The sequence below is a fragment of the Sandarakinorhabdus sp. FBCC-B8862 genome, assembly GCF_059745315.1.
The window spans coordinates 2047487-2066641 of record NZ_CM185574.1; the positions used below are offsets into that span (position 1 = coordinate 2047487).

The 19155-nt window shown below is 66.7% G+C and carries 19 protein-coding genes; 11 read left to right on the forward strand and 8 right to left on the reverse strand.

Features of this window, described 5'->3' with window-relative positions:
- The first annotated feature begins 17 nt into the window (after nt 1-17).
- Nucleotides 18-752, forward strand: coding sequence for a SufD family Fe-S cluster assembly protein (locus AC6BOR_RS09945; RefSeq protein ID WP_498058295.1), 735 nt, complete (start codon nt 18-20; stop codon nt 750-752).
- 5 nt (nt 753-757) lie between these two features.
- Here the strand turns inward: AC6BOR_RS09945 and AC6BOR_RS09950 are convergent, their stop codons facing one another.
- Nucleotides 758-1372, reverse strand: coding sequence for a chromophore lyase CpcT/CpeT (locus AC6BOR_RS09950; protein ID WP_498058296.1), 615 nt, complete (start codon nt 1370-1372; stop codon nt 758-760).
- A gap of 23 nt (nt 1373-1395) precedes the next feature.
- On the opposite strand from AC6BOR_RS09950, the gene AC6BOR_RS09955 reads away from it, so the two are divergent.
- The 7 genes from AC6BOR_RS09955 (at nt 1396) to AC6BOR_RS09985 (ending at nt 6803) form a co-directional block, all read left to right on the forward strand.
- Nucleotides 1396-2619 carry an aminotransferase class V-fold PLP-dependent enzyme gene (locus tag AC6BOR_RS09955; RefSeq protein ID WP_498058297.1) on the forward strand — a complete coding sequence of 408 codons (1224 nt, stop codon included), beginning with the start codon at nt 1396-1398 and terminating at the stop codon, nt 2617-2619.
- Nucleotides 2616-3095, forward strand: coding sequence for a DUF59 domain-containing protein (locus tag AC6BOR_RS09960; RefSeq protein WP_086115280.1), 480 nt, complete (start codon nt 2616-2618; stop codon nt 3093-3095). The genes AC6BOR_RS09955 and AC6BOR_RS09960 overlap by 4 nt, the downstream gene beginning before the upstream one ends.
- The gene (locus AC6BOR_RS09965; protein WP_498058298.1) at nt 3095-3457 is read left to right on the forward strand and encodes a HesB/IscA family protein; all 363 of its coding nucleotides are present in this window, start codon (nt 3095-3097) and stop codon (nt 3455-3457) included. The genes AC6BOR_RS09960 and AC6BOR_RS09965 overlap by 1 nt, the downstream gene beginning before the upstream one ends.
- Before the next feature lie 80 nt (nt 3458-3537).
- Nucleotides 3538-3870 (forward strand): hypothetical protein, encoded by a 333-nt coding sequence (locus AC6BOR_RS09970; protein WP_498058299.1) that lies wholly within the window; start codon nt 3538-3540, stop codon nt 3868-3870.
- 76 nt (nt 3871-3946) lie between these two features.
- Nucleotides 3947-5155 (forward strand): FAD-binding domain-containing protein, encoded by a 1209-nt coding sequence (locus AC6BOR_RS09975; protein ID WP_498058300.1) that lies wholly within the window; start codon nt 3947-3949, stop codon nt 5153-5155.
- Between the two features lie 7 nt (nt 5156-5162).
- On the forward strand, nt 5163-5411 hold the full coding sequence (locus AC6BOR_RS09980) for a hypothetical protein (RefSeq protein WP_498058301.1): 249 nt from the start codon (nt 5163-5165) through the stop codon (nt 5409-5411).
- A gap of 60 nt (nt 5412-5471) precedes the next feature.
- The gene (locus AC6BOR_RS09985; RefSeq protein ID WP_498058302.1) at nt 5472-6803 is read left to right on the forward strand and encodes a peptide MFS transporter; all 1332 of its coding nucleotides are present in this window, start codon (nt 5472-5474) and stop codon (nt 6801-6803) included.
- 862 nt (nt 6804-7665) lie between these two features.
- On the opposite strand, the gene AC6BOR_RS09990 is transcribed toward AC6BOR_RS09985, so the two are convergent.
- Nucleotides 7666-8448 (reverse strand): 3-hydroxybutyrate dehydrogenase, encoded by a 783-nt coding sequence (locus tag AC6BOR_RS09990; protein ID WP_498058303.1) that lies wholly within the window; start codon nt 8446-8448, stop codon nt 7666-7668.
- Nucleotides 8448-9629, reverse strand: a complete 1182-nt coding sequence (locus tag AC6BOR_RS09995) for an acetyl-CoA C-acyltransferase (protein WP_498058304.1) — start codon at nt 9627-9629, stop codon at nt 8448-8450. Before AC6BOR_RS09995 ends, AC6BOR_RS09990 begins: the two co-directional genes overlap by 1 nt.
- 185 nt (nt 9630-9814) lie before the next feature.
- On the opposite strand from AC6BOR_RS09995, the gene AC6BOR_RS10000 reads away from it, so the two are divergent.
- Nucleotides 9815-10096: a hypothetical protein gene (locus tag AC6BOR_RS10000; RefSeq protein ID WP_498058305.1), complete on the forward strand. Its 282-nt coding sequence runs from the start codon at nt 9815-9817 to the stop codon at nt 10094-10096.
- Nucleotides 10097-10251: 155 nt separating this feature from the next.
- On the opposite strand, the gene AC6BOR_RS10005 is transcribed toward AC6BOR_RS10000, so the two are convergent.
- Nucleotides 10252-10878: a histidine phosphatase family protein gene (locus AC6BOR_RS10005; protein ID WP_498058306.1), complete on the reverse strand. Its 627-nt coding sequence runs from the start codon at nt 10876-10878 to the stop codon at nt 10252-10254.
- Nucleotides 10879-10976: 98 nt separating this feature from the next.
- Between AC6BOR_RS10005 and dnaN the strand changes: the two genes are divergently transcribed.
- Both dnaN and AC6BOR_RS10015 read left to right on the forward strand, forming a co-directional pair.
- Nucleotides 10977-12098 carry a DNA polymerase III subunit beta gene (dnaN, locus tag AC6BOR_RS10010; protein ID WP_498058307.1) on the forward strand — a complete coding sequence of 374 codons (1122 nt, stop codon included), beginning with the start codon at nt 10977-10979 and terminating at the stop codon, nt 12096-12098.
- Nucleotides 12099-12343: 245 nt separating this feature from the next.
- On the forward strand, nt 12344-12736 hold the full coding sequence (locus AC6BOR_RS10015) for a hypothetical protein (RefSeq protein ID WP_498058308.1): 393 nt from the start codon (nt 12344-12346) through the stop codon (nt 12734-12736).
- 19 nt (nt 12737-12755) lie between these two features.
- Here the strand turns inward: AC6BOR_RS10015 and AC6BOR_RS10020 are convergent, their stop codons facing one another.
- The 4 genes from AC6BOR_RS10020 to AC6BOR_RS10035 form a co-directional block, all read right to left on the reverse strand.
- Entirely contained in the window at nt 12756-13610 is an 855-nt protein-coding gene (locus tag AC6BOR_RS10020; protein ID WP_498058309.1) for a phosphodiesterase, read from the reverse strand.
- Nucleotides 13611-13721: 111 nt separating this feature from the next.
- Nucleotides 13722-15668 (reverse strand): cytochrome c3 family protein, encoded by a 1947-nt coding sequence (locus tag AC6BOR_RS10025; RefSeq protein ID WP_498058310.1) that lies wholly within the window; start codon nt 15666-15668, stop codon nt 13722-13724.
- Between the two features lie 7 nt (nt 15669-15675).
- Entirely contained in the window at nt 15676-16581 is a 906-nt protein-coding gene (locus tag AC6BOR_RS10030; protein ID WP_498058311.1) for a hypothetical protein, read from the reverse strand.
- Nucleotides 16581-19112 (reverse strand): cyclic nucleotide-binding domain-containing protein, encoded by a 2532-nt coding sequence (locus AC6BOR_RS10035; protein WP_498058312.1) that lies wholly within the window; start codon nt 19110-19112, stop codon nt 16581-16583. Before AC6BOR_RS10035 ends, AC6BOR_RS10030 begins: the two co-directional genes overlap by 1 nt.
- Between the last annotated feature and the right edge of the window lie 43 nt (nt 19113-19155).

Sequence of the window (19155 nt, forward strand, 5' to 3'; positions counted from 1 at the left end):
CGACACCGGAAATCGGCATGAGCGCGCTTCCGACCCGCAGGGATGAGGCCTTTCGCTACAGCGATCTGGCCGCTGTCGCCCGGCATTGGCCGGTCGCCGTTGAACCCGTGGTGGTGCCGGCTGGCGAAACCCATGCCGATCTGATCGTCACCACCGCCGACAGCCCGGTGATCCGCCATCTCGCCATCAATGTCGGCGCCGGTGCCGCCTGCCGCTACACGATCATCGATGGCGGCCGCGATTATGGCCGCATCGCGCTGGATGTGACGCTTCATGATGGTGCCGATTTCCAGCTCGGCTGCGTGCTGATCGGTTCGGCCACACAGACGATCGAGCTGGTAACCACCGTGCGCCATGTCGGCGCGGGCGCCACCAGCCGCCAGATCGTGCGCGCCGTGGCGGGTGGCGCGGCCACCACAACCTATCTGGGCCAGGTCGCCGTGGCGCGCGAAGGCCAAAAGACCGACAGCAGCCAGTCGTTCAAGGCCATCCTGCTCAATCGCGGCGCCACCGCCAACGCCAAGCCGGAGCTGGAAATCTTTGCCGACGATGTGAAATGCGCCCACGGCGCCGCCATCGGCGAGCTCGACAGACAAGCGCTCTTCTACATGACCAGCCGCGGTGTGCCGAAGCCGCAGGCCCGCGCCCTCCTGACCCGCGCCTTCCTGTCAGACGCGCTCGACGGGCTGGACGAAGCGGCGGTTGAAACGCTGGACGCCGCCATAACCGCGCGGCTGGAGGCGGCGGCGTGAGCCGTTCAGTCGGCCATGCGCTTGAAGATGTAACCGCCACCGGCGGGGCCCCACATGCGCGTGCCATCGGCGGCAAAGCCGCGATCCCAGTTCACATAGGCGTCGCGCGTCGTCACGCTGCGGCTTTCCATCATCACCGCGCCACGAAAATTGTTGGTGCAGCTTTCGGTGCCGCCCACGAACACGCCGGTGGCGATGCGCTCCAGCCGGTTGTGGCAGCTGGCCGGTGCGAGATCATCGGGGCTCAACGTGGCGAGGCGGGCGTCACCGGGCGTCAGGTTGAGCCATTTGGCGCCATCCCTGACGCGGAAATTGTCCCGCCGCAGCACGCCCGGCGCGATTTCGACAACGCGGGCGACAAACTGGAAATAGGGTTTCAGCCGCGCCGCGGCCGGCGTGGTGCCCGGCGCGCTGGTGATCGCCTGTTCCTGGTACAGCCACACGCCATCGGTGCGGCCCGGCCAGATGCGGGTGATCGCCACCTCCACAACGTCATACCGGCTATCGGCGGCATGTTGTTCGGCGCTGGAAAAGCGGCCCGTCGTGGTGCGGGCATAATCCTCGGCCAACGTCACCGGCTGGGTGGCGGCCATCTGCAGGGCGATCAGGGCGGCAAGCATCTTGTCCTCCGGGGGCTGTGCGCATGAGCATAACTGACGCCACCGCCCCGGCAATGCTGGACCTGAAGGGAGATTTCCCCGGTCTCGCCGGTGATTGGGCCTATCTCGATACGGCGGCGACCGCGCAGAAACCGCAAGCGGTGATCGATGCCATCGCGCGCTGTTATGGCCCGGATTATGCGACGGTGCATCGCGGCGTCTATGAACGCTCCGCCACGATGACTCTGCGCTTTGAGGAGGCGCGCGCCCGTGTCGCCCGTTTCATCGGTGCGGCCGACCCGAACGAAGTCGTGTTCGTGCGCGGCGCCACCGAAGGCATCAACCTGGTGGCACAAAGCTGGGGGCAGCGGCTCAAGCCCGGTGACCGCATCCTGATTTCCGCGCTGGAGCATCACAGCAACATCGTGCCCTGGCAGATGTTGTGCGAACGCGCCGGCGCCGTGCTCGACGTGGCACCGATCACCGGCGGTGGCCGCATCGACGAGGCGGCGCTGATCGCCATGATCCGGCCGGAAACCCGGCTGGTCAGCATTGCCCATGTGTCGAACGTGCTGGGCGGCACCGCCGATGTGCGCCGCCTTGCCGATGCCGCCCATGCGGCGGGCGCGCTGCTGCTGGTTGATGGCTGCCAGGCCGCACCGCGCCTGTCGCTCGACATGGCTGCGCTGGGCTGCGATTTCTATGTCTTCTCCGGCCACAAGCTTTATGGCCCCACCGGCATCGGCGTGCTGTGGGCGCGGGCGGACCTGCTCGATTCGATGCCACCCTGGCAGGGTGGCGGCGCGATGATCGAAACGGTGACGTTCGAACGCACCAGCTATGCCCCGCCCCCCGGCCGCTTCGAAGCCGGCACCCCGCATATCGAAGGCGTGATCGGGCTGGCTGCCGCGATCGATTATGTCGAGGCCATCGGGCTTGACCGCATCCATGCCCACGAGGCGGCGCTGGTGCGGCAGGCGCGCAGCGCGCTGCAGGGCATCAACAGCCTGACCCTGCATGGCCCTGACGACAGCGCCGGCATCCTCAGCTTTTCGATGCAGGGGGTGCACCCGCACGATATCGGCACCATATTGGATGAAGCGGGCGTGGCGATCCGCGCCGGCCATCATTGCGCGCAACCGCTGATGCACATCCTGGGCGTGCCCGCCACCGCCCGCGCCAGTTTCGGCCTCTATTCCAGCCCGCGCGATGTCCAGCGGCTGGTTGAGGGGCTTGCCCGTGTCTCCCGCATTTTTGGGGTGAAGTGATGACTGAACGCAGCTTCGAGGTTGAGGAAGTGAGCGAGGCCAAGCCGGTGGCGAAGGCCCCGCCGCTGCGGGCCGCTGCCGAGGCGGCGGCTGCCGAGGCAGGGCCGCGCCAGCCGGATTATCTGGATGGTTTCCTGAAGCAGAAGCCGGAACCGGTGGCGCCGGAAGCCCCCGGCGGCGACCTGTATGACGAGGTGATCGCCGCGCTGCGCCAGATCCACGATCCCGAAATCCCGGTGAACATCTATGATCTGGGCCTGATCTATGGCGTCGAAATCAGCAATGGCCACGCCATCGTGACGATGACGCTGACCACGCCGCATTGCCCTGTGGCCGAATCCATGCCGGGCGAAGTGGAAATCCGCGTCTGCGCCGTGCCGGGCATCCAGAGCTGCGATGTCTCCCTGGTGTGGGATCCGCCCTGGGATCCGGGCAAGATGAGCGACGAGGCCCGGCTGGAAATGGGAATGCTGTGATGGAACAGACCACACTCACCCGCCGCCCGCGCCCCGCCCCGGTGATCGTCACCGAAGGCGCGGCCAATCGCATCGCCACCATCCTGAAAGACGCGCCGGCCGATGCCGTGGGCGTGCGCCTCTCCACCCCGCGCCGCGGCTGTTCGGGCCTCGCCTATGATCTGGCCTATGTGACGGCGGCCAAGCTGGGCGACGAGCGCATCGACACGCCGGGCGGCACGCTGTTCATCGACGGCGGCAGCCTGATGTATCTGATCGGCAGCACCATGGACTGGCGCGAGGATGATTTCACCGCCGGCTTCGTGTTCAACAACCCCAATGCCAAGGGATCGTGCGGCTGCGGGGAAAGCTTCACGGTGTGAATATATATTGCCTCTGAAATTCATCTCTTGCCAATCGATGAGCGTCCGTTGAAGTATTGTTGCAGTTTATGGAGACGCTCATGAAGGTAAAGATTGTCATTTTGGCCTGCTTGGCTGTCGGCGGCTGCGCATCAACCCAAAAGGTGCTGCAGAAGCCGCCCACCGAAGTTTTTCATTCGACCGACTCCGCTACCAAAGTGGCGTTCTGCCTCGCCAACAAGAACAATACGGCGGCTCTTGAGCAGGAAAATGGCTCTCGGGTGGTGTTGATCAAGAATGGCTATGGTGGCGTATCTCTGGCTTTCACGATATTCCCCGAAGGCACGGGAAGCCGGATCGAGTATCGCAAGGAGTTTGGGACAATTGGCGGCATCTGGAAACAGTGTGTCGGCCTGGAACCCGCGAAGCCCTGACGCTGCCGCGCGCGCAAGGCGGCAAGCGACAAGCCGCCACAAGGCGCAACCTTAGCTTGAGCCCTAGGGGGAGGCCATGCGCTTCCCCCTCACCCGCACCGAGGCCCTTGCCCGGCTGACCGAATTCCTGCCGCTGGCCGGCCGCGCCTATGCCGCGCGGCGCAACCATGATGGCGGGCCCGATGGCCGGGCCACCACCTCGCTGCTCTCTCCCGCCATCCGCCGCCGGCTGGTGAGCGAGGCGGAGGTGGCCGTGGCCGCCGTGGCCGCCCATGGCTTTGGCGGGGCGGAGAAGTTCGTCCAGGAAGTGTGCTGGCGCAGCTATTGGGTGGGCTGGTTGCAGCAGCGGCCGGAGATCTGGGCGCGCTGGCAGGCCGATGTGGTGCGCATGGAGGCGATGCTGGCCGAGGATGGCAAGTGGCAGCGTCGATACCACCAGGCCATGGCCGGCCAAACCGGGATCGACTGTTTCGATGCCTGGGTGGCCGAACTGCAGGAAACCGGTTGGCTGCACAACCATGTGCGGATGAGCTTTGCCAGCATCTGGTGCTTCACCCTGCGCCTGCCGTGGCAGCTGGGCGCGGCTTTCTTCTACCGCCATCTGCTCGATGCCTGCCCGGCCAGCAACACGTTGGGCTGGCGCTGGGTGGTGGGGCTGCAGACGGCGGGCAAGACCTATCTGGCGCGTGCCGATCTGATCCGCGACCTGTCGGGCGGGCGATTCAAGGTGGACGCGCCGCTGGCGCGCGAGGCAGCGCCCTGGCCTGCCGACATGATTCCCCCGCCAATCCCGCCGGCGCCGGTGCAGCATGCCGATCCGGCCCTGCGCACCGGCCTGTTCATCACGTCGGAGGATGTGAGCCTGGAAACCTTGCCGCTGCCCGCCAGCCCGGTGGCGCTGGCGGCGACCAGTGGCATCGGCGGCGCGCCGGCACCGCTGAAACGGCGGGTGGCCGATGCCATGCTGGCCGATGGCGTGGATCGGGCCGCCAATCGATTGGGGCTGGCGCCCGAACGGCTGGATGAAGCCGATGCGGTGAATGCGATGCGCGCCTGGGCCGCCCGCCACCGCCTCGCCCAGATCATCACCGCCGATGCACCGGTGGGCCCGGTGAAGGACCGGCTGGATATGCTGGCGCCCGTGCTGGCCAGCGATGGTGTGCGGCTGGTCCGCCTGCGCCGGGCTTGGGACGATGTGGCCTGGCCCCAGGCGAAGAAGGGTTTCTTCCCCTTCAAGGCCGCCATCCCGAAACTGCTGGCGCTGCCGCCCGCTGCTCTGGCATGAGGTGGGGATGCGCATCCTTCTCCTGCTGCTGCCCCTGTTGCTGACCGGCTGCAGCGTGGCGCGGGCGGTGATCACCGCACCGATCAAGGCGGGAGAGGCGATTTACGACGCCGCCACCGAAAGCCAGGAGGAGGCCGACATCAAGCGCGGCCGCGCCGCCCGCAAGGCGGAGGAAAAGGCCGCCCGCGATGCCCGCAAGGCCGAAAAGGCCCGCGATGCCGAAGGGCGCCACGTGCAGGTGGGTGGGCCGAAATAACGCACGAAAAATGGCGCGCCGCGCCTTGCACAGGTGGCAACGCGCGTTCACCGTGTGGCCATGGGGGAACAGCGCGAGATTGGCGGCCATCCGGCAGGGTTGGCCATTGTCACGGTGGCAGAAGCGGTGCAGGCGGCTGGCATCTATGGCGTGCAGGCGCTGCTGATCCTCTACATGGCCAATGCGCTGTTCACGCCGGCGATGCTGGACAGTGTGGGCGGCTTCACCGCCTGGCGCGCCCTGCTGGAAAGCCTGTTCGGGCCGATGAGCTTGCAGGCGCTCGCCACCCAGACGATGGGGCTGTATCTCGGGCTGTTCTTCCTCACCCCACTGCTGGGCGGCTGGCTTGGCGATCGGGTGTGGGGCCCGCGTCTCACCTGCATCATCGGCTCCGCCCTGGCGACGGGCGGCATGGTGATGGTGATCCTGCCCGCCACCTTCCTGCCCGGCCTGCTGGTCAGCGCGCTGGGCGCCGGCGCGCTGCGCTGCAATCTGAATGCCCAGACCGGCCATCTTTATGCCCGCGATGATGGCCGGCGCGATGCTGCCTTCTCGATCCTGGCGGCGGGGCTCAACACCGGGGCGTTCCTGGGGCCGCTGCTGATCGGTGCGCTGGGGGAACGGGTGGATTGGCAATGGGGCTTTGCCGTTGCCAGCGGCTGCATGGCGCTGGCGGCGATCACGCTGATGGCCGGCAATGGCCTGATGCCGCCCGACACGCCGCACGCGGCCCGGCGCAGCGCCCGGCTGCAGCCCGGCGATGGCCGCACCATCGCGGCGCTGGTGGTGGTGATGCTGTTCACCAGCCTGTTCTGGCTGGCGCAAAGCCAGGTGTGGAATGTCTATGCGCTGTGGGGGCGCGATCATCTCGATCGGCTGGTGTTGGGCTTTGAGGTGCCGGTCACCTGGCTGCAGGCGTTTGACAGTCTGGCACCGATCATGGCGGTGCCGCCGGTGCTGGCGCTGTGGCGCGCCCAGGCGGCGGCCGGCCGGGTGCCCGGCGAGCTGGGCAAGATCGGCATCGGCATGGCGCTGATGGGCGGCGCCTTCATCTGGCTGGCGCTGGGCAGCGGCATCTTGCTGGGGAAGGGGCAAACGCCGATCCTGTGGGTGGTGATGTTCCACCTGATCCTGAATGTCGGCTGGCTTTATCTGGTGCCCACGGTGAACGCCTTGTTTTCGCGCACCGCACCGCCGGCGGTGACCGGCGTGATGCTGGGCGCGGTGCAGTTCGGCGTGTTCATGGGCAGCACCATGTCGGGCTGGCTGGGCCGGTTTTATGAACGCATGGCGGCGGCGGATTTCTGGCTGCTGCATGCCGCCTTTCCGCTGGCCGGGGCGGCGCTGCTGTGGCTGGTGCGCGGTCGGCTGGCCAACGTGCTCCGGCTCTGAACGGCAAAATGGGAGCTGATGTCGCCATCAGCCCCCACTGTGTCGTGCCATTCGCTTCGGTCGGCGCCTGCGCTCACGGCTTCGTCAGCTGGAGCTGCGGCGGCTGGCCTTCCGCGAGGTCGCGGCACTTTCGCATCCGGAGGAGGGATGGCGGTTGCCCGCCACCTCGCCACCGTTGCCGGACCGTTCGTCCCTGCACGCTTTCGTCCTGATCCCCGCTGCGGTCCCGGCTTGCGCCGTTCCTGCTGGCTGTGGCCTTGCCCTCGTCCGGTGTTACCCGTTTCCGGCTGCGTCACGGTCCTTCGGGGTTCACCGCTGCGGCTGGCGCCGTCGCGGCTGACCTTGCGTGCGGGCCTGGCGGCCCCCGGCTGCTGCTCTCACCCGCTTCGCGTTTCGCCCGCTGGCTTGCGCCGTTGGATTGTTCGCGCGTGGGCTGGCGTTGCCACCGGTTCCGGCCCTGCCCGGCTGGCGCTGGTCTGGCCCCAGGTTGCCCCGGATCCGGGTTGCCCCGTCTGTGGGTTGCCCCACTGCCTCGCCTTGCCTGCCGGCTTCCGGCCGGTTGGGCTGGCGCTCCGTCCCGGTGGTGGGAGAGAGGCTTGCGCCTGTCTTCCGCCATGCTCCGGGCTGGCCTTCCTGCCCTGCCTCTTCCTGGTTTCAATTCCCCGCGGTTAAACGGGATCGTCTCCAGAAACTGGCTGTAACCTTTTCATTTCCTTTGGCATTTCTGCCGCCGTCAATTCCCGGCTACAGGTGAATGCTCTCACCGATCGGGTGAGTCGTCAAAATGAAATATTGGCCATCAGGCCTGTGGATAACGGGGATAACGGGGATGGAATCGCCAATTGGCCGATTCCGCCCCGGATCAGGCCGCCGTCCAGCCGCCATCCATGCTGATGTTGGCGCCGGTGATCTGGCTGGCGGCATCGCTGCACAGGAACAGCGCGGTTTGCGCCACCTGGTCCACCGTCACGAACTGGCGGGTGGGCTGCGCCTTCAACAGCACATCCTCGATCACCTGGTCCCGGGTCAGGCCGCGCGCCGCCATCGTGTCGGGGATCTGCTTTTCCACCAGCGGCGTCCACACATAGCCGGGGCTGATGCAGTTCACCGTCACGCCGTGGGTTGCCACCTCCAGCGCCACCGCCTTGGTGAAGCCGGCGATGCCATGCTTGGCCGCGACATAGGCCGATTTGAACGGCGAGGCGACCAGGCTGTGGGCCGAGGCGGTGTTGATGATCCGGCCCCAGCCGGCCGCCTTCATGCCCGGCACCGCCAGCCGGGTCGTGTGGAACGCGCTCGACAGGTTGATGGCCAGGATCGCATCCCACTTTTCGGGCGGAAAGTCCTCCACCGGGGAGACGAACTGGATGCCGGCGTTGTTGACCAGGATGTCCACCCCGCCCAGCTGGTCCTCGGCCGCCGCCATCATGGCTTCAATCTCGGCGGGCTTCGACATGTCCGCCCCGTGATAGGCTGCCGGACCTTGGGCACCCCCGGCCTCGGCGCGCGCCGCCGCGATCTGCGCCGCATCGCCAAAGCCGTTGATCATCACCCTGGCGCCCGCCGCGCTGAGTGCCTTGGCGATGGCAAGGCCAATGCCGCTGGTCGCACCGGTGACGAGGGCGCGTTTGCCGGCCAGTGTCATCAGATGCGCTCCACCGCGATGGCGGTCGCTTCGCCGCCGCCGATGCACAGCGCGGCGACCCCACGCTTGCCGCCGGTCCGCTCCAGCGCGGCCAGCAGCGTCGCAACAATGCGCGCGCCCGATGCGCCGATGGGATGGCCCAGCGCACAGGCGCCGCCGTGGATGTTGAGCTTTTCGTGCGGAATGTCGAGATCGTGCATGGCGATCATGGCGACGGCGGCAAAGGCCTCGTTCACCTCGAACAGGTCCACATCGGCCACGCGCCACCCGGCCTTGGCCAGCACCTTGCGGATCGCCGGCACCGGCGCGGTGGTGAACTTCGCCGGTTCATGGGCGTGCGCGGCGTGCGCCACGATGCGCGCCTGCACGGCGAGCCCACCGCGCGCCGCCACGCTGGCCCGGGTCAGCACCAGCGCCGCCGCACCATCGCTGATGGAGGAGGCGTTGGCCGCTGTGATGGTGCCATCCTTCGCAAAGGCGGGTTTGAGCGTCGGGATCTTGTCCGGCCGGGCCTTGCCGGGCTGTTCATCGGTGTCGATCACCACATCACCGCCGCGGCCGCTGATGGTGACGGGCACGATCTCCGCGGCAAAGGCACCACCCGCAATCGCCGCCTGGGCGCGGGCAAGGCTGGCGATGGCAAATTCGTCCTGCGCTTCCCGCGTGAACTGATAATCCCGCGCCGCTTCCTCGGCAAAGCTGCCCATCAGGCGGCCGGGATCATAGGCATCCTCCAGCCCATCCAGATACATGCTGTCCTTTATGGCATCATGGCCGATCCGCGCGCCGCCGCGATGCTTGGTCAGGAGATAGGGCGCATTGGTCATGCTCTCCATGCCGCCGGCCACAATCACCTCCGCACTGCCGGCGGCCAGCGCATCATGCGCCATGATCATGGCCTGCATGCCGCTGCCACACATCTTGTTGACCGTCGTCGCCTCGACACCGAGCGGCAACCCGGCCCCCAACGCCGCCTGCCGCGCCGGCGCCTGGCCCAGCCCAGCCGGCAGCACACAGCCCATCACGATCTGCTCCACCCTGTCCGCCGCCACCCCGGCCCGCGCAACCGCCGCCTTCACCGCCGCCGCGCCCAGCTCCGTGGCCTTCACGCCGCTCAAGGCGCCCTGGAAGCCACCCATCGGCGTGCGGGCATAGCTGGCAATGACAACGGGATCGGACATGGCAAGGACTCCGGTTGGTTTGTCGGCCTTTTACGAGGGTGCGGTTGCAGGCGGAAGGGAGAAACAGGCCTCCGGCGGGCAGGGTCGCAGATCCTGCACCCGGTTGTTTTCAGGTGCTCGGGTTGGGAGGGTGTTCCCAGGCAATCCCATGGCGGGCGGATCAGATGCTATGGTAGAGAGAGTTTATGGCTAAGCTTGAGTTCGAGATTTGGCAGAACGATGCTGAGGGCGATCAGTTCTTTGCTCCAATAAGTGAGCAGAATGACAGAGTGCGGTTGGCCACAATGCCAAACGCAAGGCTTGTTCATCGCTTCAGTGCTGTCTCAGATTTCGATGCCTTCCAACAGAACTACGATTGGAACGGCTGGGGCGACTGGCGACCGGAGCCCAATTGCATTGAGCGGTCTTTCACCTACGAAGAAGCTGCCGCGCAGGCCCATTTCATTGCAAAACGGAAGACCAGCTAGACTCCCGAACTCACCACCAAGCGCCGGCCAAAAACAAGCGGGTGCAGGGTCTGCGACCCTGCCCGCCGGAGGCTCTACTTTCTTCTTTTCGCCAAGGGCAGCCAAGTCCCGTGTCAAGCACGGGGCGACGGGGGGATGTGTCGGTTGGTGGCCTCTTACGCCGCCCGCACACCTTGCACACCGCTGCCGACGTGCAGCATCGTCTCCACGCCGTCCTTGATGTGGAACACGGTGCCTTGTGGGGCATCGGCGGCGACGGGGACGCCTTGCCAATCCTGGCCGCCGACGAGGATGCCGCGCAGGACGCGGGCGGTGATGCCGTGGCTGATGACGAGGAGGGGGCGGTTGTGGTCCAGTTCGGCCAGCCAGTCGGTGAGGCGGGCGGCGATATCGGGGAACCATTCGCCGCCGGGTGGGGGCACGCGGAACAGGCGGCGATCGGGGCAGACGATATGTTCGCCGAGGTCGGCGACGATGTCGGCGTAGTAGCGGCCTTCCCATTGGCCAACGTCGATTTCGAGCAGGCGGCGGTCTTGTCGCCAATCGAAGAAGGGGAGGCCGAGATGTTCGCCGACGATGGCGGCGGTTTGCTGGGTGCGGCCGGAGGGGGAGACCCAGAGATCGCGGTCGGGCGCTTCGCCGACCTGTTCGCGCAGGGCGGCGCCCATGGCTTCGGCCTGGGCGATGCCGGCGCGGGTGAGCGGCGTGTGGGCCATGTGGCCCTGCATGCGCGCGGCGGCGTTGAAGACGGTTTCGGCGTGGCGGGCGAGAATCAGGTCCATGGCCGCTGTTATCCGCGCTTTGGCTGCACTTCGCCACTACCACCACGCGTGTGAATGGCTATAGTGGCCTTCGTGTAACAAAATTAGCAGGGACCGGAATGAAGGCCACCGTTGAACGCGCCACGCTGCTGAAGTGCCTGGGCCATATCCAGTCGGTGGTTGAGCGTCGCAACACCATCCCCATCCTGTCGAACGTGCTGATCGAGGCGCGGGGCGATGGTTTGCGGTTGATGGCGACCGATCTTGATCTGCAGGTGGTGGAAACCATCCCGGCCGGGATCGATGTGCAGGGGGCGACGACGGTTTCGGCCCACACGCTGTTCGACATCGTGCGCAAGATTCCGGATGGCGCGCAGGTGGAGCTGGCGGTGTCGGGTGAGCGGATGAGCGTGGTGGCCGGCCGCAGCCGGTTCAGCCTGTCGACGTTGAAGCGCGATGATTTCCCGGTGATTGCGGAAACCGACCTGCCGGTGCGCTTCACCCTGTCGGCGGCGGACCTGAAGGAACTGATCGACGCGACGCGCTTTGCGATTTCCACTGAGGAAACGCGCTATTATCTGAACGGCATCTACATGCATGCCACCAGCGGCCCGGCGCCCAAGCTGCGCGGCGTGGCGACCGATGGCCACCGGCTGGCCCGGATCGAGCTGGAGTTGCCGGACGGCGCCGCCGACATGCCGGGCGTGATCGTGCCAAGGAAGTGCGTGGCCGAAGTGCGCAAGCTGCTGGACGAGATGGCCGCCGATGCGCCGGTGGAGATCAGCCTGTCCGCCGCCAAGATCCGCTTCCGCTTCTCGGCCGACAGCACGCTCACCAGCAAGCTGATCGATGGCACCTTCCCGGATTACAGCCGGGTGATCCCGACGGCGAACGACAAGCTGCTGAAGATCGATGCCAAGACGCTGGCCGAAGGTGTGGACCGGGTGGCAGCGATTGCCACCACCGAAAAGACCCGCGCCGTGAAGCTGGCGCTGGGCCGGGACAAGGTGACCCTGTCGGTCACCAGCCCGGAAAACGGCACCGCTTCGGAAGATCTGCCGGCCGATTATGCCGCCAGCGAGCTGGAGGTGGGCTTCAACTATCGCTACCTGCTCGACATCCTCGGCCAGGTGCGCAGCGACAGCGTGGATGTGCATCTTTCGGATGCGTCCGCTCCGACTCTGATCCGCGAAGGGGATGAGGCGCGGGCGCTCTATGTGCTGATGCCGATGCGTGTGTGACGCGAGGCGGCTGCAAACAGCCGTGCTGTTTGCAGACTCGCCGAGCGCGCGGCCAGCGGGTGAAACGGCGGGCGTCGGTCCCCGCCGGCTTCAACCCGTCTGACGGCGCGGCTTCGCCGCGACGCCATATCTTCCGGCCAGTACTGGCCGCTCGCACTTAGCTCCAGCTTGCAACTGCAAAACCGGCATGCAACCCTTGGACATCCTGCGTCGTGGGGGCGCGGGATCACAACAGGGGATGATTGATGAAACTGCGTCACATGATGATGGCGGCCGCCATGGTGCTGGCCGCGCCCGTGTTGGCACAGGCACCGCCTGCCGCACCGCGCTGCGATGGAGAGGTGCAGGTCATGCGGGTCAGCACGCTGAAGGGCGGGGCGACGGTGGCTGATTTCGAAAAGGTCGTGGCCGAGCATATGGCCTGGTATCGCGCCCATGGCTACACCGACAATGTGCAGCGCGTGGGCCTGGTGATGACGCCGCAAGGCATGGCCGCCGACAAGGTGGTGACCGTGCACGTGAACGCACCGGGCGTGCCGCGTGACAAGCGCGATGCGGCGTGGGACAAGTTTGTCGCCAGCTATCGTGCGATCTCCGACATCAGCAGCGAACAGCTGGTGTGTTTCCCGAAGAAGTGATCGCCTGGGGCGGGTGGGTTCAATGCCCGCCCGTCCGTTCCGCCACGATGTGCTGCACGGTCGCTTGCATGCGGCTGTTGTACCGGGCCAGCACCGGGTGGTCACCGCCGCTGCCATAATGGGTGATCAGATCCTGCCCGGTCCACCAATGAACGGCAAAGCCGGGGGTTTCGGCAACGATCATGTCCCGCCCGTCCGGGTCTTCGGGATCGATGCTGCGGAAATCGATGGCGACCTGCGGCGCCGATGATGGGCACACCGCCAGCGTGGTGCCGTGCCAACCGGTAACGATGGCGCGGTGCAGGTGGCCGGTGATCATGCGGATCACCTGGGGGTGGCGGCGCACCACGGCCGACAGGCGCTGCACCCAGGGGGCATCGAGATCCTCGGTCATCCAGCCGTTGCCGGTTTCGATCGGCGGGTGGTGCAGCACCAGCACGGTGGGGCGCTGATCGCGCGCCAGCGTTTCGTCGAGCCACTGCGCCTGTTCGGCCGAAAGCGCGCCGCCATGCTGCCCTTCCAGCAGCGTGTCGAGCACGACGAAGCGCAAGGGGCCGTGGACGAAATCATATTGGACATGGCCGGTGGCGGTGACCGGCACATCGGGGAAGACGGCGCGGAAATTGGCGCGCACATCATGGTTGCCGAGCGCGAAATGGACCGGGAACGGCAGCCGGTCGGTGATGGATTTCAGCGTTTGGTAGGAGGCAATGGCGCCATGTTCCGTCAGGTCGCCGGTGGCGAGCAGCAGCGCCGGTTGCGGGTTCATCGCCAGCAGCGTGGCGATCACCTCGTCGAACCGCTTGCGGTTCATTTCGGCCGGATCATCCGGCTGGAAGCCGAGATGAATATCGGTCACCTGGGCAACCAGCATGTCAGCGCCCCCGCCTGCCGGGCCACCATGGCGCCGGCCTGTCCCCAACCATATACGCGGCTGGTCTGCATGCTGACGCAAGCCGGCGCGGTGCACAAGATGGCGGACGGATCAGGAGCCGAATCCGGCGGCGCGGGGCCGGGCGGCCGCCACGCGCGGCGCATTGCCATGGCCGGCCGGCAACGGCCCCGACGGCAGCACGCCATCGTGATAGCCATGGCAGGTGTCGCAACTGTCGCCGGCCTTTGCGGTGTTGGCCAGCAGGGTCTTGGCCGGCGCGCCATGGCATTGGCGGCAATTGGCCACGCCGGGGATGTTCACATCGGTGGCGGCCTTTGATCGGGTGATGCCAGTGTGGCAGGCGACACAGGCAGCATCGCCGGTCTTGCCGTCATAGCTCTTGTGCTTGCCGTGCGGGAAACGGCCCTGCGGCAGATAATGATCGTTGATCGTCACCGGGGCGATGGCAAAGCGGCGGGTGATGTCCGCCGCGCCGGTATCGCTCACCACATGGCAATCGGTGCACAATCCCTTGCCCGTGAAGATGCCGGCCACCGCGGCGCGGGCGCGGGCCTGGGCATCGCCGATGGAGGCCAGGCGCAGCTGCGCGGCTTCCGCCTCGGCCATGCGGCCGGGCGGGCGGCGATCAAAGGCGATGCGCTGCACGCCAGCGCGCGGAGCGACCGCCTGTGACAGGTAGAAATCGCGGATGATGCCGGCCACCTGCGCCGGCTTGCCGTGCGGCAGGGTGCGCAGCGTGCCGCCATCGCGGGCGAAGGCCAGATCATGGCAGGCGCCGCAATTGGCCTCCATGTCGATTGGCTTGAAGCGGACCTGATCACCATCGGGCACGTGGCAGGTGGCACAGGGCAGGCTGCCGTCGCTGGCCAGCCTGAACCCTTGCTTGCGCGCCATGTTGGCCACCGCGTTGGTAGCAGACTGGTGAATGTCGTGCGGGTAGATCAGGCCGGAACGCTCGCGTGCGCCATTGAGCGGCGTGCGGGCAAACACCGGCTGGGTGAGCGACGGGCTGGCCACCAGCGTGGCACGGAAATCCGGGTGCTTTGCCCAGCCCGGCACATCCGCCACCGCCGTATCGGGCAGCCGGCCCTTCAACCCGGCGTGGCAATCGGTGCAGAACTGCTCGGCCACCGTCATCACCGTGGCTTCGCCCTCATGCTCCTTGTGGCAGCTGGTGCAGCGGCCCTGCGGGAGGTTGAAGGCCGCATGCGCCGCCGCCATCACGCCGGATTCGGGCATCCGCCCCTTGGCCAGCCGCGCCGGCGCGGCATGATCGGGCAGCGCCGCCTTGGTGTGGCAGGCCTGGCAGGCGCTGTCCGTCACGCTCACAAACGCCTGCGTGTGGCAGGCCCCGCAATTGTTGGACAGGCTGGCGTGGGCGTTCGACAGCGGGCCCGATGACCAGACTTCGTCGGGGGCAAAGCCACCGGCCGCCGCCGGCCGCGCGGTGGGTACGCGCAGTTTGCCATCGCCAAACGCCGCACCGGGGGTGACCGGGCGTGCCGCTTCGGCAAGCATGTCCTTGGGCAAGGTGGCGCGGCCTTCGCCCAGGAAATGCACCAGCGGGATCAGCAGCAGGCCAACCAGAATGACCAGCGCACCCACCCAGGCCAGCCGCCGCCGCGTGGGCATGGCGCCCTGCAGCGAGAAGATCGAAACCTCCTGGGTGGCATCGGCGGCGTCGATGGGCGGGATCACCCGCTCGGCGGTGATGGCCACCGCGCCATCCTCACCTTCGCTCAACGACAGGCGGAACGGCCCAATCTCCACCGCCGGGGCATCGGCAAGATCAACATCGGCGCGGGTGACGAACTTGCCGGCAACCGTGACCGGCACGCCGCCGGTGGTCTCGATGCTCACCCGGGTGGCTGCGATGCGCACCAGCCGGGCATGACGCAGCATCACGGCCAGATCGGGCAGCTGGATATCGCAATCGGTGCCGCGCCCGATGCTGATTTCGGCCTGCACCAGCTGCCTCGTGCGGATGATGTCGCCGCCGTCGGCCCGCTTGGTCAATTGGCGGATGATGAAGCTCATGCCCGCCTCACCAATAGAGGAACACGGAGAGGATGTGGGCGAACAGCGCCGCCAGCAGCGCGATGGTCACCGGCACATGGATATAGAGCCACAGCTCCAGCCTTGCCTTCATGGCGATGTGGCGACGGGCCTGGGCCAGCGCTGCTTCTTTCCGTTCCAGCAGGAACTGGATCTGCTGCAAGCGCTCATCAGCCTGGCCGCTGCGCAGCCCGGCCATCACCTTGTCGCCCACCGCGGCCAGCGCACGGGCGTTGCCGTCGCTGGCGTAATTGCCCGACAGGCGCTGGCCCAGCGATCCGGCGATGCGGCATTCCTCCAGGCTCATCCGCACCAGCGCGGCATCATCGGCGCCCAGAGGCTGGGCGGCCAGATCCAGCTGCCGGTCAAGCGTGCGGATCGCTTCCAGCATCTGCTGCTGCGTCACCTCTCCGCGGTTGGCCGAGAGTTTTTCCGGCAGCGTGGCATAAAGGCTGATGCCCCACAGGCCCGACAGGATGACGATCATCATCAGCGCCCAGGCGAGGGTGTGGACATTCCAGCCGAGCTGGAATCCGGTGTGCAGCGTGCCGATGACGATCAGCGACAGGCCCAGATAGACATGGGCGCTGGTCCAGCCCTTCAGGCTGAACGGCTTTGATCCGATCACCCGCTTGCGCACGCCCAGCAGCGACAGCCAGACGATCAGGCCGGCGCCGATGCTGCCCAGCGTATAGCCCAGCCAGGTGCCGCCATTGTGGCGCGGGGTTGGATCGGTGAGCATGTAGGTGAGCAGCGCGACGAGGCTCAATGTGCCCGCCACCTTGGCCCAGCGCGCCCGCCGGTGATTCAGAAAGCCTTCGTGCGCCGTGTCCCGCGGGGCGCGGGCAACGGCCTTGCCGGTCATTGCCTTGCGGGTGGGCGCGGTGCTCGCCATCACTTGCCCTCCCGGCCCATCAGGGCGACCGACAGGAATTGTTCCGGCGACACCCGGATGGCGGCCCCTGTGGGGCAGGCGCGCACGCAGGCCGGACCGCCTTCCTGGCCCGAACACATGTCGCACTTGATCGCCTTCTTGGCCTTTTCGGCATAGGCGGGATCGGCCTTCTTCGCCCATTTGTGGCTGGGTTCGCCCGGTCCGGGGCCGCTGCCGAACAGGAACCAGCTGAGCAGCCAGGGCTTCTTCGGCGGCACCTTGTCCATGCGGATCACGCCATAGGGGCAGTTGCGCTGGCAATTGCCGCAGCCGATGCACGTATCGTCGATATAGACTTCGCCCGTCGGCCCGCGGTGGATGGCGTTGGGCGGGCAATCGGCCATGCAATGGGGATGCTCGCAGTGGCGGCAGCTGGTCGGCACGTGCAGATGGGCATAGGTGCGCCCGGCCTCCCGGTCCAGCCGCGACAGGCCGTCGTGGGTATCGGCGCAGGCCTTCTCGCAATTGTCGCAACCAACGCAGAGCTTCTCGTCGATCAGCAGCACATCGGTGGCTTCACCGACGCCCTGTTCCACCAGGAAATTCGCCACCCCGGTGTAGAGGTCGACGATGCCGGAAAAACTGTCCTTCTTAGATTCGATATAATTGTTGAGCCGGGTGCGGTTGGCCATCTCGCCACGCAACTTGTCGAGCAGCTGTGGCTTGGCGGCCAAGAGGGCGCGGAAGGGTTCGCCAGCCAGGCGGATCACGTCGCTCTTCACCGCGGCGCGCACGGTGGCGCTGCGCGCGGAGCCATCGATCACCGCCATTTCGCCGACAAAGCTGCCCGCCGGCACATAGGACAAGAACACCGGTTTGCCGCCGATGCTCTTTTCCACCACCATCGATCCCGACCGGATGATGAAGATATCGTCGCCCGCCTCGCCTTCCTTGATGATGGCCTGGCCGGCGCGGATGCTTTCCACCTTGGCGCCGGCGATCACGTCCACCAGATCGGCGGCCGCCAGGCCGGATTTGAAGATCTGCAGCAGGCTGCGCTCGGTGGTGATGCGGGTGATCTCGCGCGCGGCCGATGGCACCTGGCTCATCAGCTTCAGGGCGGCGTTGCGGCTGATCTCCACCAGGATGCAATCGCTGCCGGCGCGGATGGTCGCCCCGCGCCGCCGCCCGGAAATCAGGCCAACCTCGCCAAATATGGTGCCGGCATTGATCGGCACGGTGATGCTGGGATCGCTGGGGTTCACCTCCACCAGCACCTGGCCATCGGCGACGCCGAACAGCGAGGAGCCGGGGGCGTTGCGTTCGAACACGACGTCGCCGGCTCGATAGAGCTTCACGCTCGAATCCAGCATGAATTCGCGCATCTGCAAGCTGGACATGCCCGACAGGATGGACACGCGGCTGCGCAGATATTCCAGCCATTCGGCCACGCTGCGGCCGCCGGGAAGGCCGGTGAACTTGGCTTCCAGGATCGGCTCGTCCGCCGGTTTGAGATCAAGGTTGCCGTTGATGAACTCCACCACATCATGGCCCTGGTTCATGCAATGCTTGATCAGCGGATAGCCGGCGAGTGCGCCCACCACATAGATGCCGGGCGCTGTCGATTCGAAGGTGGCCGACAATTTCGGGAAGGCCAGCCGGTCGTTGGAGGCAAATTCCACCCCGCAGCCTTCGACAAAGCCGCGCGGCGGCGCCGAACCCATGCGGGCGATGATCCGGTCACACCGGGCGCGTACCTCGCCGTCGCGGGTGTCGAGGGTGATATGGCCGGTCTCGATCGCCTTGGTGGTGGTTTCCGTCATGATGCTGATGCGCCCGGCGTCGCGGGCGGCAAACAGCGCCTTCACATTGGCATCCTTGGCATTGGCGAAATCGGCCGAGCGGTTGACCAGTGTCACCATATTGTTCTGCGCCGGATCGGCACACAGGCCGAGCGCATTCTCGATCCCGGCATCGCCGCCGCCGATCACGAAGATATGCTCGTCGGTATATTCGGTCGGGTCATCCAGCTGATATTGCACATGGGGCAGGTTGCCGCCGGGGCAGGCCATCAGATTGGGGTTGCCCTGGGTGCCGATGGCCAGGATCACCGTGTCGGCAATGATCTCCTCGCCATTGGTCAGGGTCAGGCGATAGGGCGGGGCATGGCGCTGGATTTCCCTGGTGTCGCTGCTGCCGTCCCGCTTGCGCGTGACGATCTTCATCACCGAACCCTCGATGGCCGGGCCGGTGCCGTCGATGGCCTTCACCTCGGCCATATATTTCACGTTTACGCCGGCAGCGCCGGTCTGATCATTCCAGGTGCCCAGCACCACCTCGCGCTTGCCGGCCTCGAAATCGAGCGGCGAGCGCAGGATCAGCTGCGATGGCGTCGCCATCACATGCTTGCCCTTCTGATATTTGTAAATCGTGTCCGACAGATGGTCGGTCTTTTCCAGCAGGATGTGCGACAGGCCCAGCCTGGCCGCATGCGCCGCCGCCGACAGGCCGGCCGGGCCTGATCCCACGATGGCGATGCGATAGGCGGTCACGCTGGCTGTTTCCCCCCTGGTCAGGGCCCCCCGGCCCGCGCCC

What these genes read in the sequence shown, in the direction of transcription:
- AC6BOR_RS09985 (WP_498058302.1), top strand. Translation starts at nt 5,472, where the DNA reads ATGGGGGAACAGCGCGAGATTGGCGGCCATCCGGCAGGGTTGGCCATT.
- AC6BOR_RS10005 (WP_498058306.1), bottom strand. Translation starts at nt 10,878, where the DNA reads ATGGACCTGATTCTCGCCCGCCACGCCGAAACCGTCTTCAACGCCGCC.
- AC6BOR_RS09980 (WP_498058301.1), top strand. Translation starts at nt 5,163, where the DNA reads ATGCGCATCCTTCTCCTGCTGCTGCCCCTGTTGCTGACCGGCTGCAGC.
- AC6BOR_RS09990 (WP_498058303.1), bottom strand. Translation starts at nt 8,448, where the DNA reads ATGACACTGGCCGGCAAACGCGCCCTCGTCACCGGTGCGACCAGCGGC.
- AC6BOR_RS10025 (WP_498058310.1), bottom strand. Translation starts at nt 15,668, where the DNA reads ATGAGCTTCATCATCCGCCAATTGACCAAGCGGGCCGACGGCGGCGAC.
- AC6BOR_RS10000 (WP_498058305.1), top strand. Translation starts at nt 9,815, where the DNA reads ATGGCTAAGCTTGAGTTCGAGATTTGGCAGAACGATGCTGAGGGCGAT.
- AC6BOR_RS10020 (WP_498058309.1), bottom strand. Translation starts at nt 13,610, where the DNA reads ATGCTGGTTGCCCAGGTGACCGATATTCATCTCGGCTTCCAGCCGGAT.
- AC6BOR_RS10015 (WP_498058308.1), top strand. Translation starts at nt 12,344, where the DNA reads ATGAAACTGCGTCACATGATGATGGCGGCCGCCATGGTGCTGGCCGCG.
- AC6BOR_RS09970 (WP_498058299.1), top strand. Translation starts at nt 3,538, where the DNA reads ATGAAGGTAAAGATTGTCATTTTGGCCTGCTTGGCTGTCGGCGGCTGC.
- AC6BOR_RS09995 (WP_498058304.1), bottom strand. Translation starts at nt 9,629, where the DNA reads ATGTCCGATCCCGTTGTCATTGCCAGCTATGCCCGCACGCCGATGGGT.
- AC6BOR_RS09955 (WP_498058297.1), top strand. Translation starts at nt 1,396, where the DNA reads ATGAGCATAACTGACGCCACCGCCCCGGCAATGCTGGACCTGAAGGGA.
- AC6BOR_RS09965 (WP_498058298.1), top strand. Translation starts at nt 3,095, where the DNA reads ATGGAACAGACCACACTCACCCGCCGCCCGCGCCCCGCCCCGGTGATC.
- AC6BOR_RS09945 (WP_498058295.1), top strand. Translation starts at nt 18, where the DNA reads ATGAGCGCGCTTCCGACCCGCAGGGATGAGGCCTTTCGCTACAGCGAT.
- AC6BOR_RS10030 (WP_498058311.1), bottom strand. Translation starts at nt 16,581, where the DNA reads ATGGCGAGCACCGCGCCCACCCGCAAGGCAATGACCGGCAAGGCCGTT.
- dnaN (WP_498058307.1), top strand. Translation starts at nt 10,977, where the DNA reads ATGAAGGCCACCGTTGAACGCGCCACGCTGCTGAAGTGCCTGGGCCAT.
- AC6BOR_RS09950 (WP_498058296.1), bottom strand. Translation starts at nt 1,372, where the DNA reads ATGCTTGCCGCCCTGATCGCCCTGCAGATGGCCGCCACCCAGCCGGTG.
- AC6BOR_RS09975 (WP_498058300.1), top strand. Translation starts at nt 3,947, where the DNA reads ATGCGCTTCCCCCTCACCCGCACCGAGGCCCTTGCCCGGCTGACCGAA.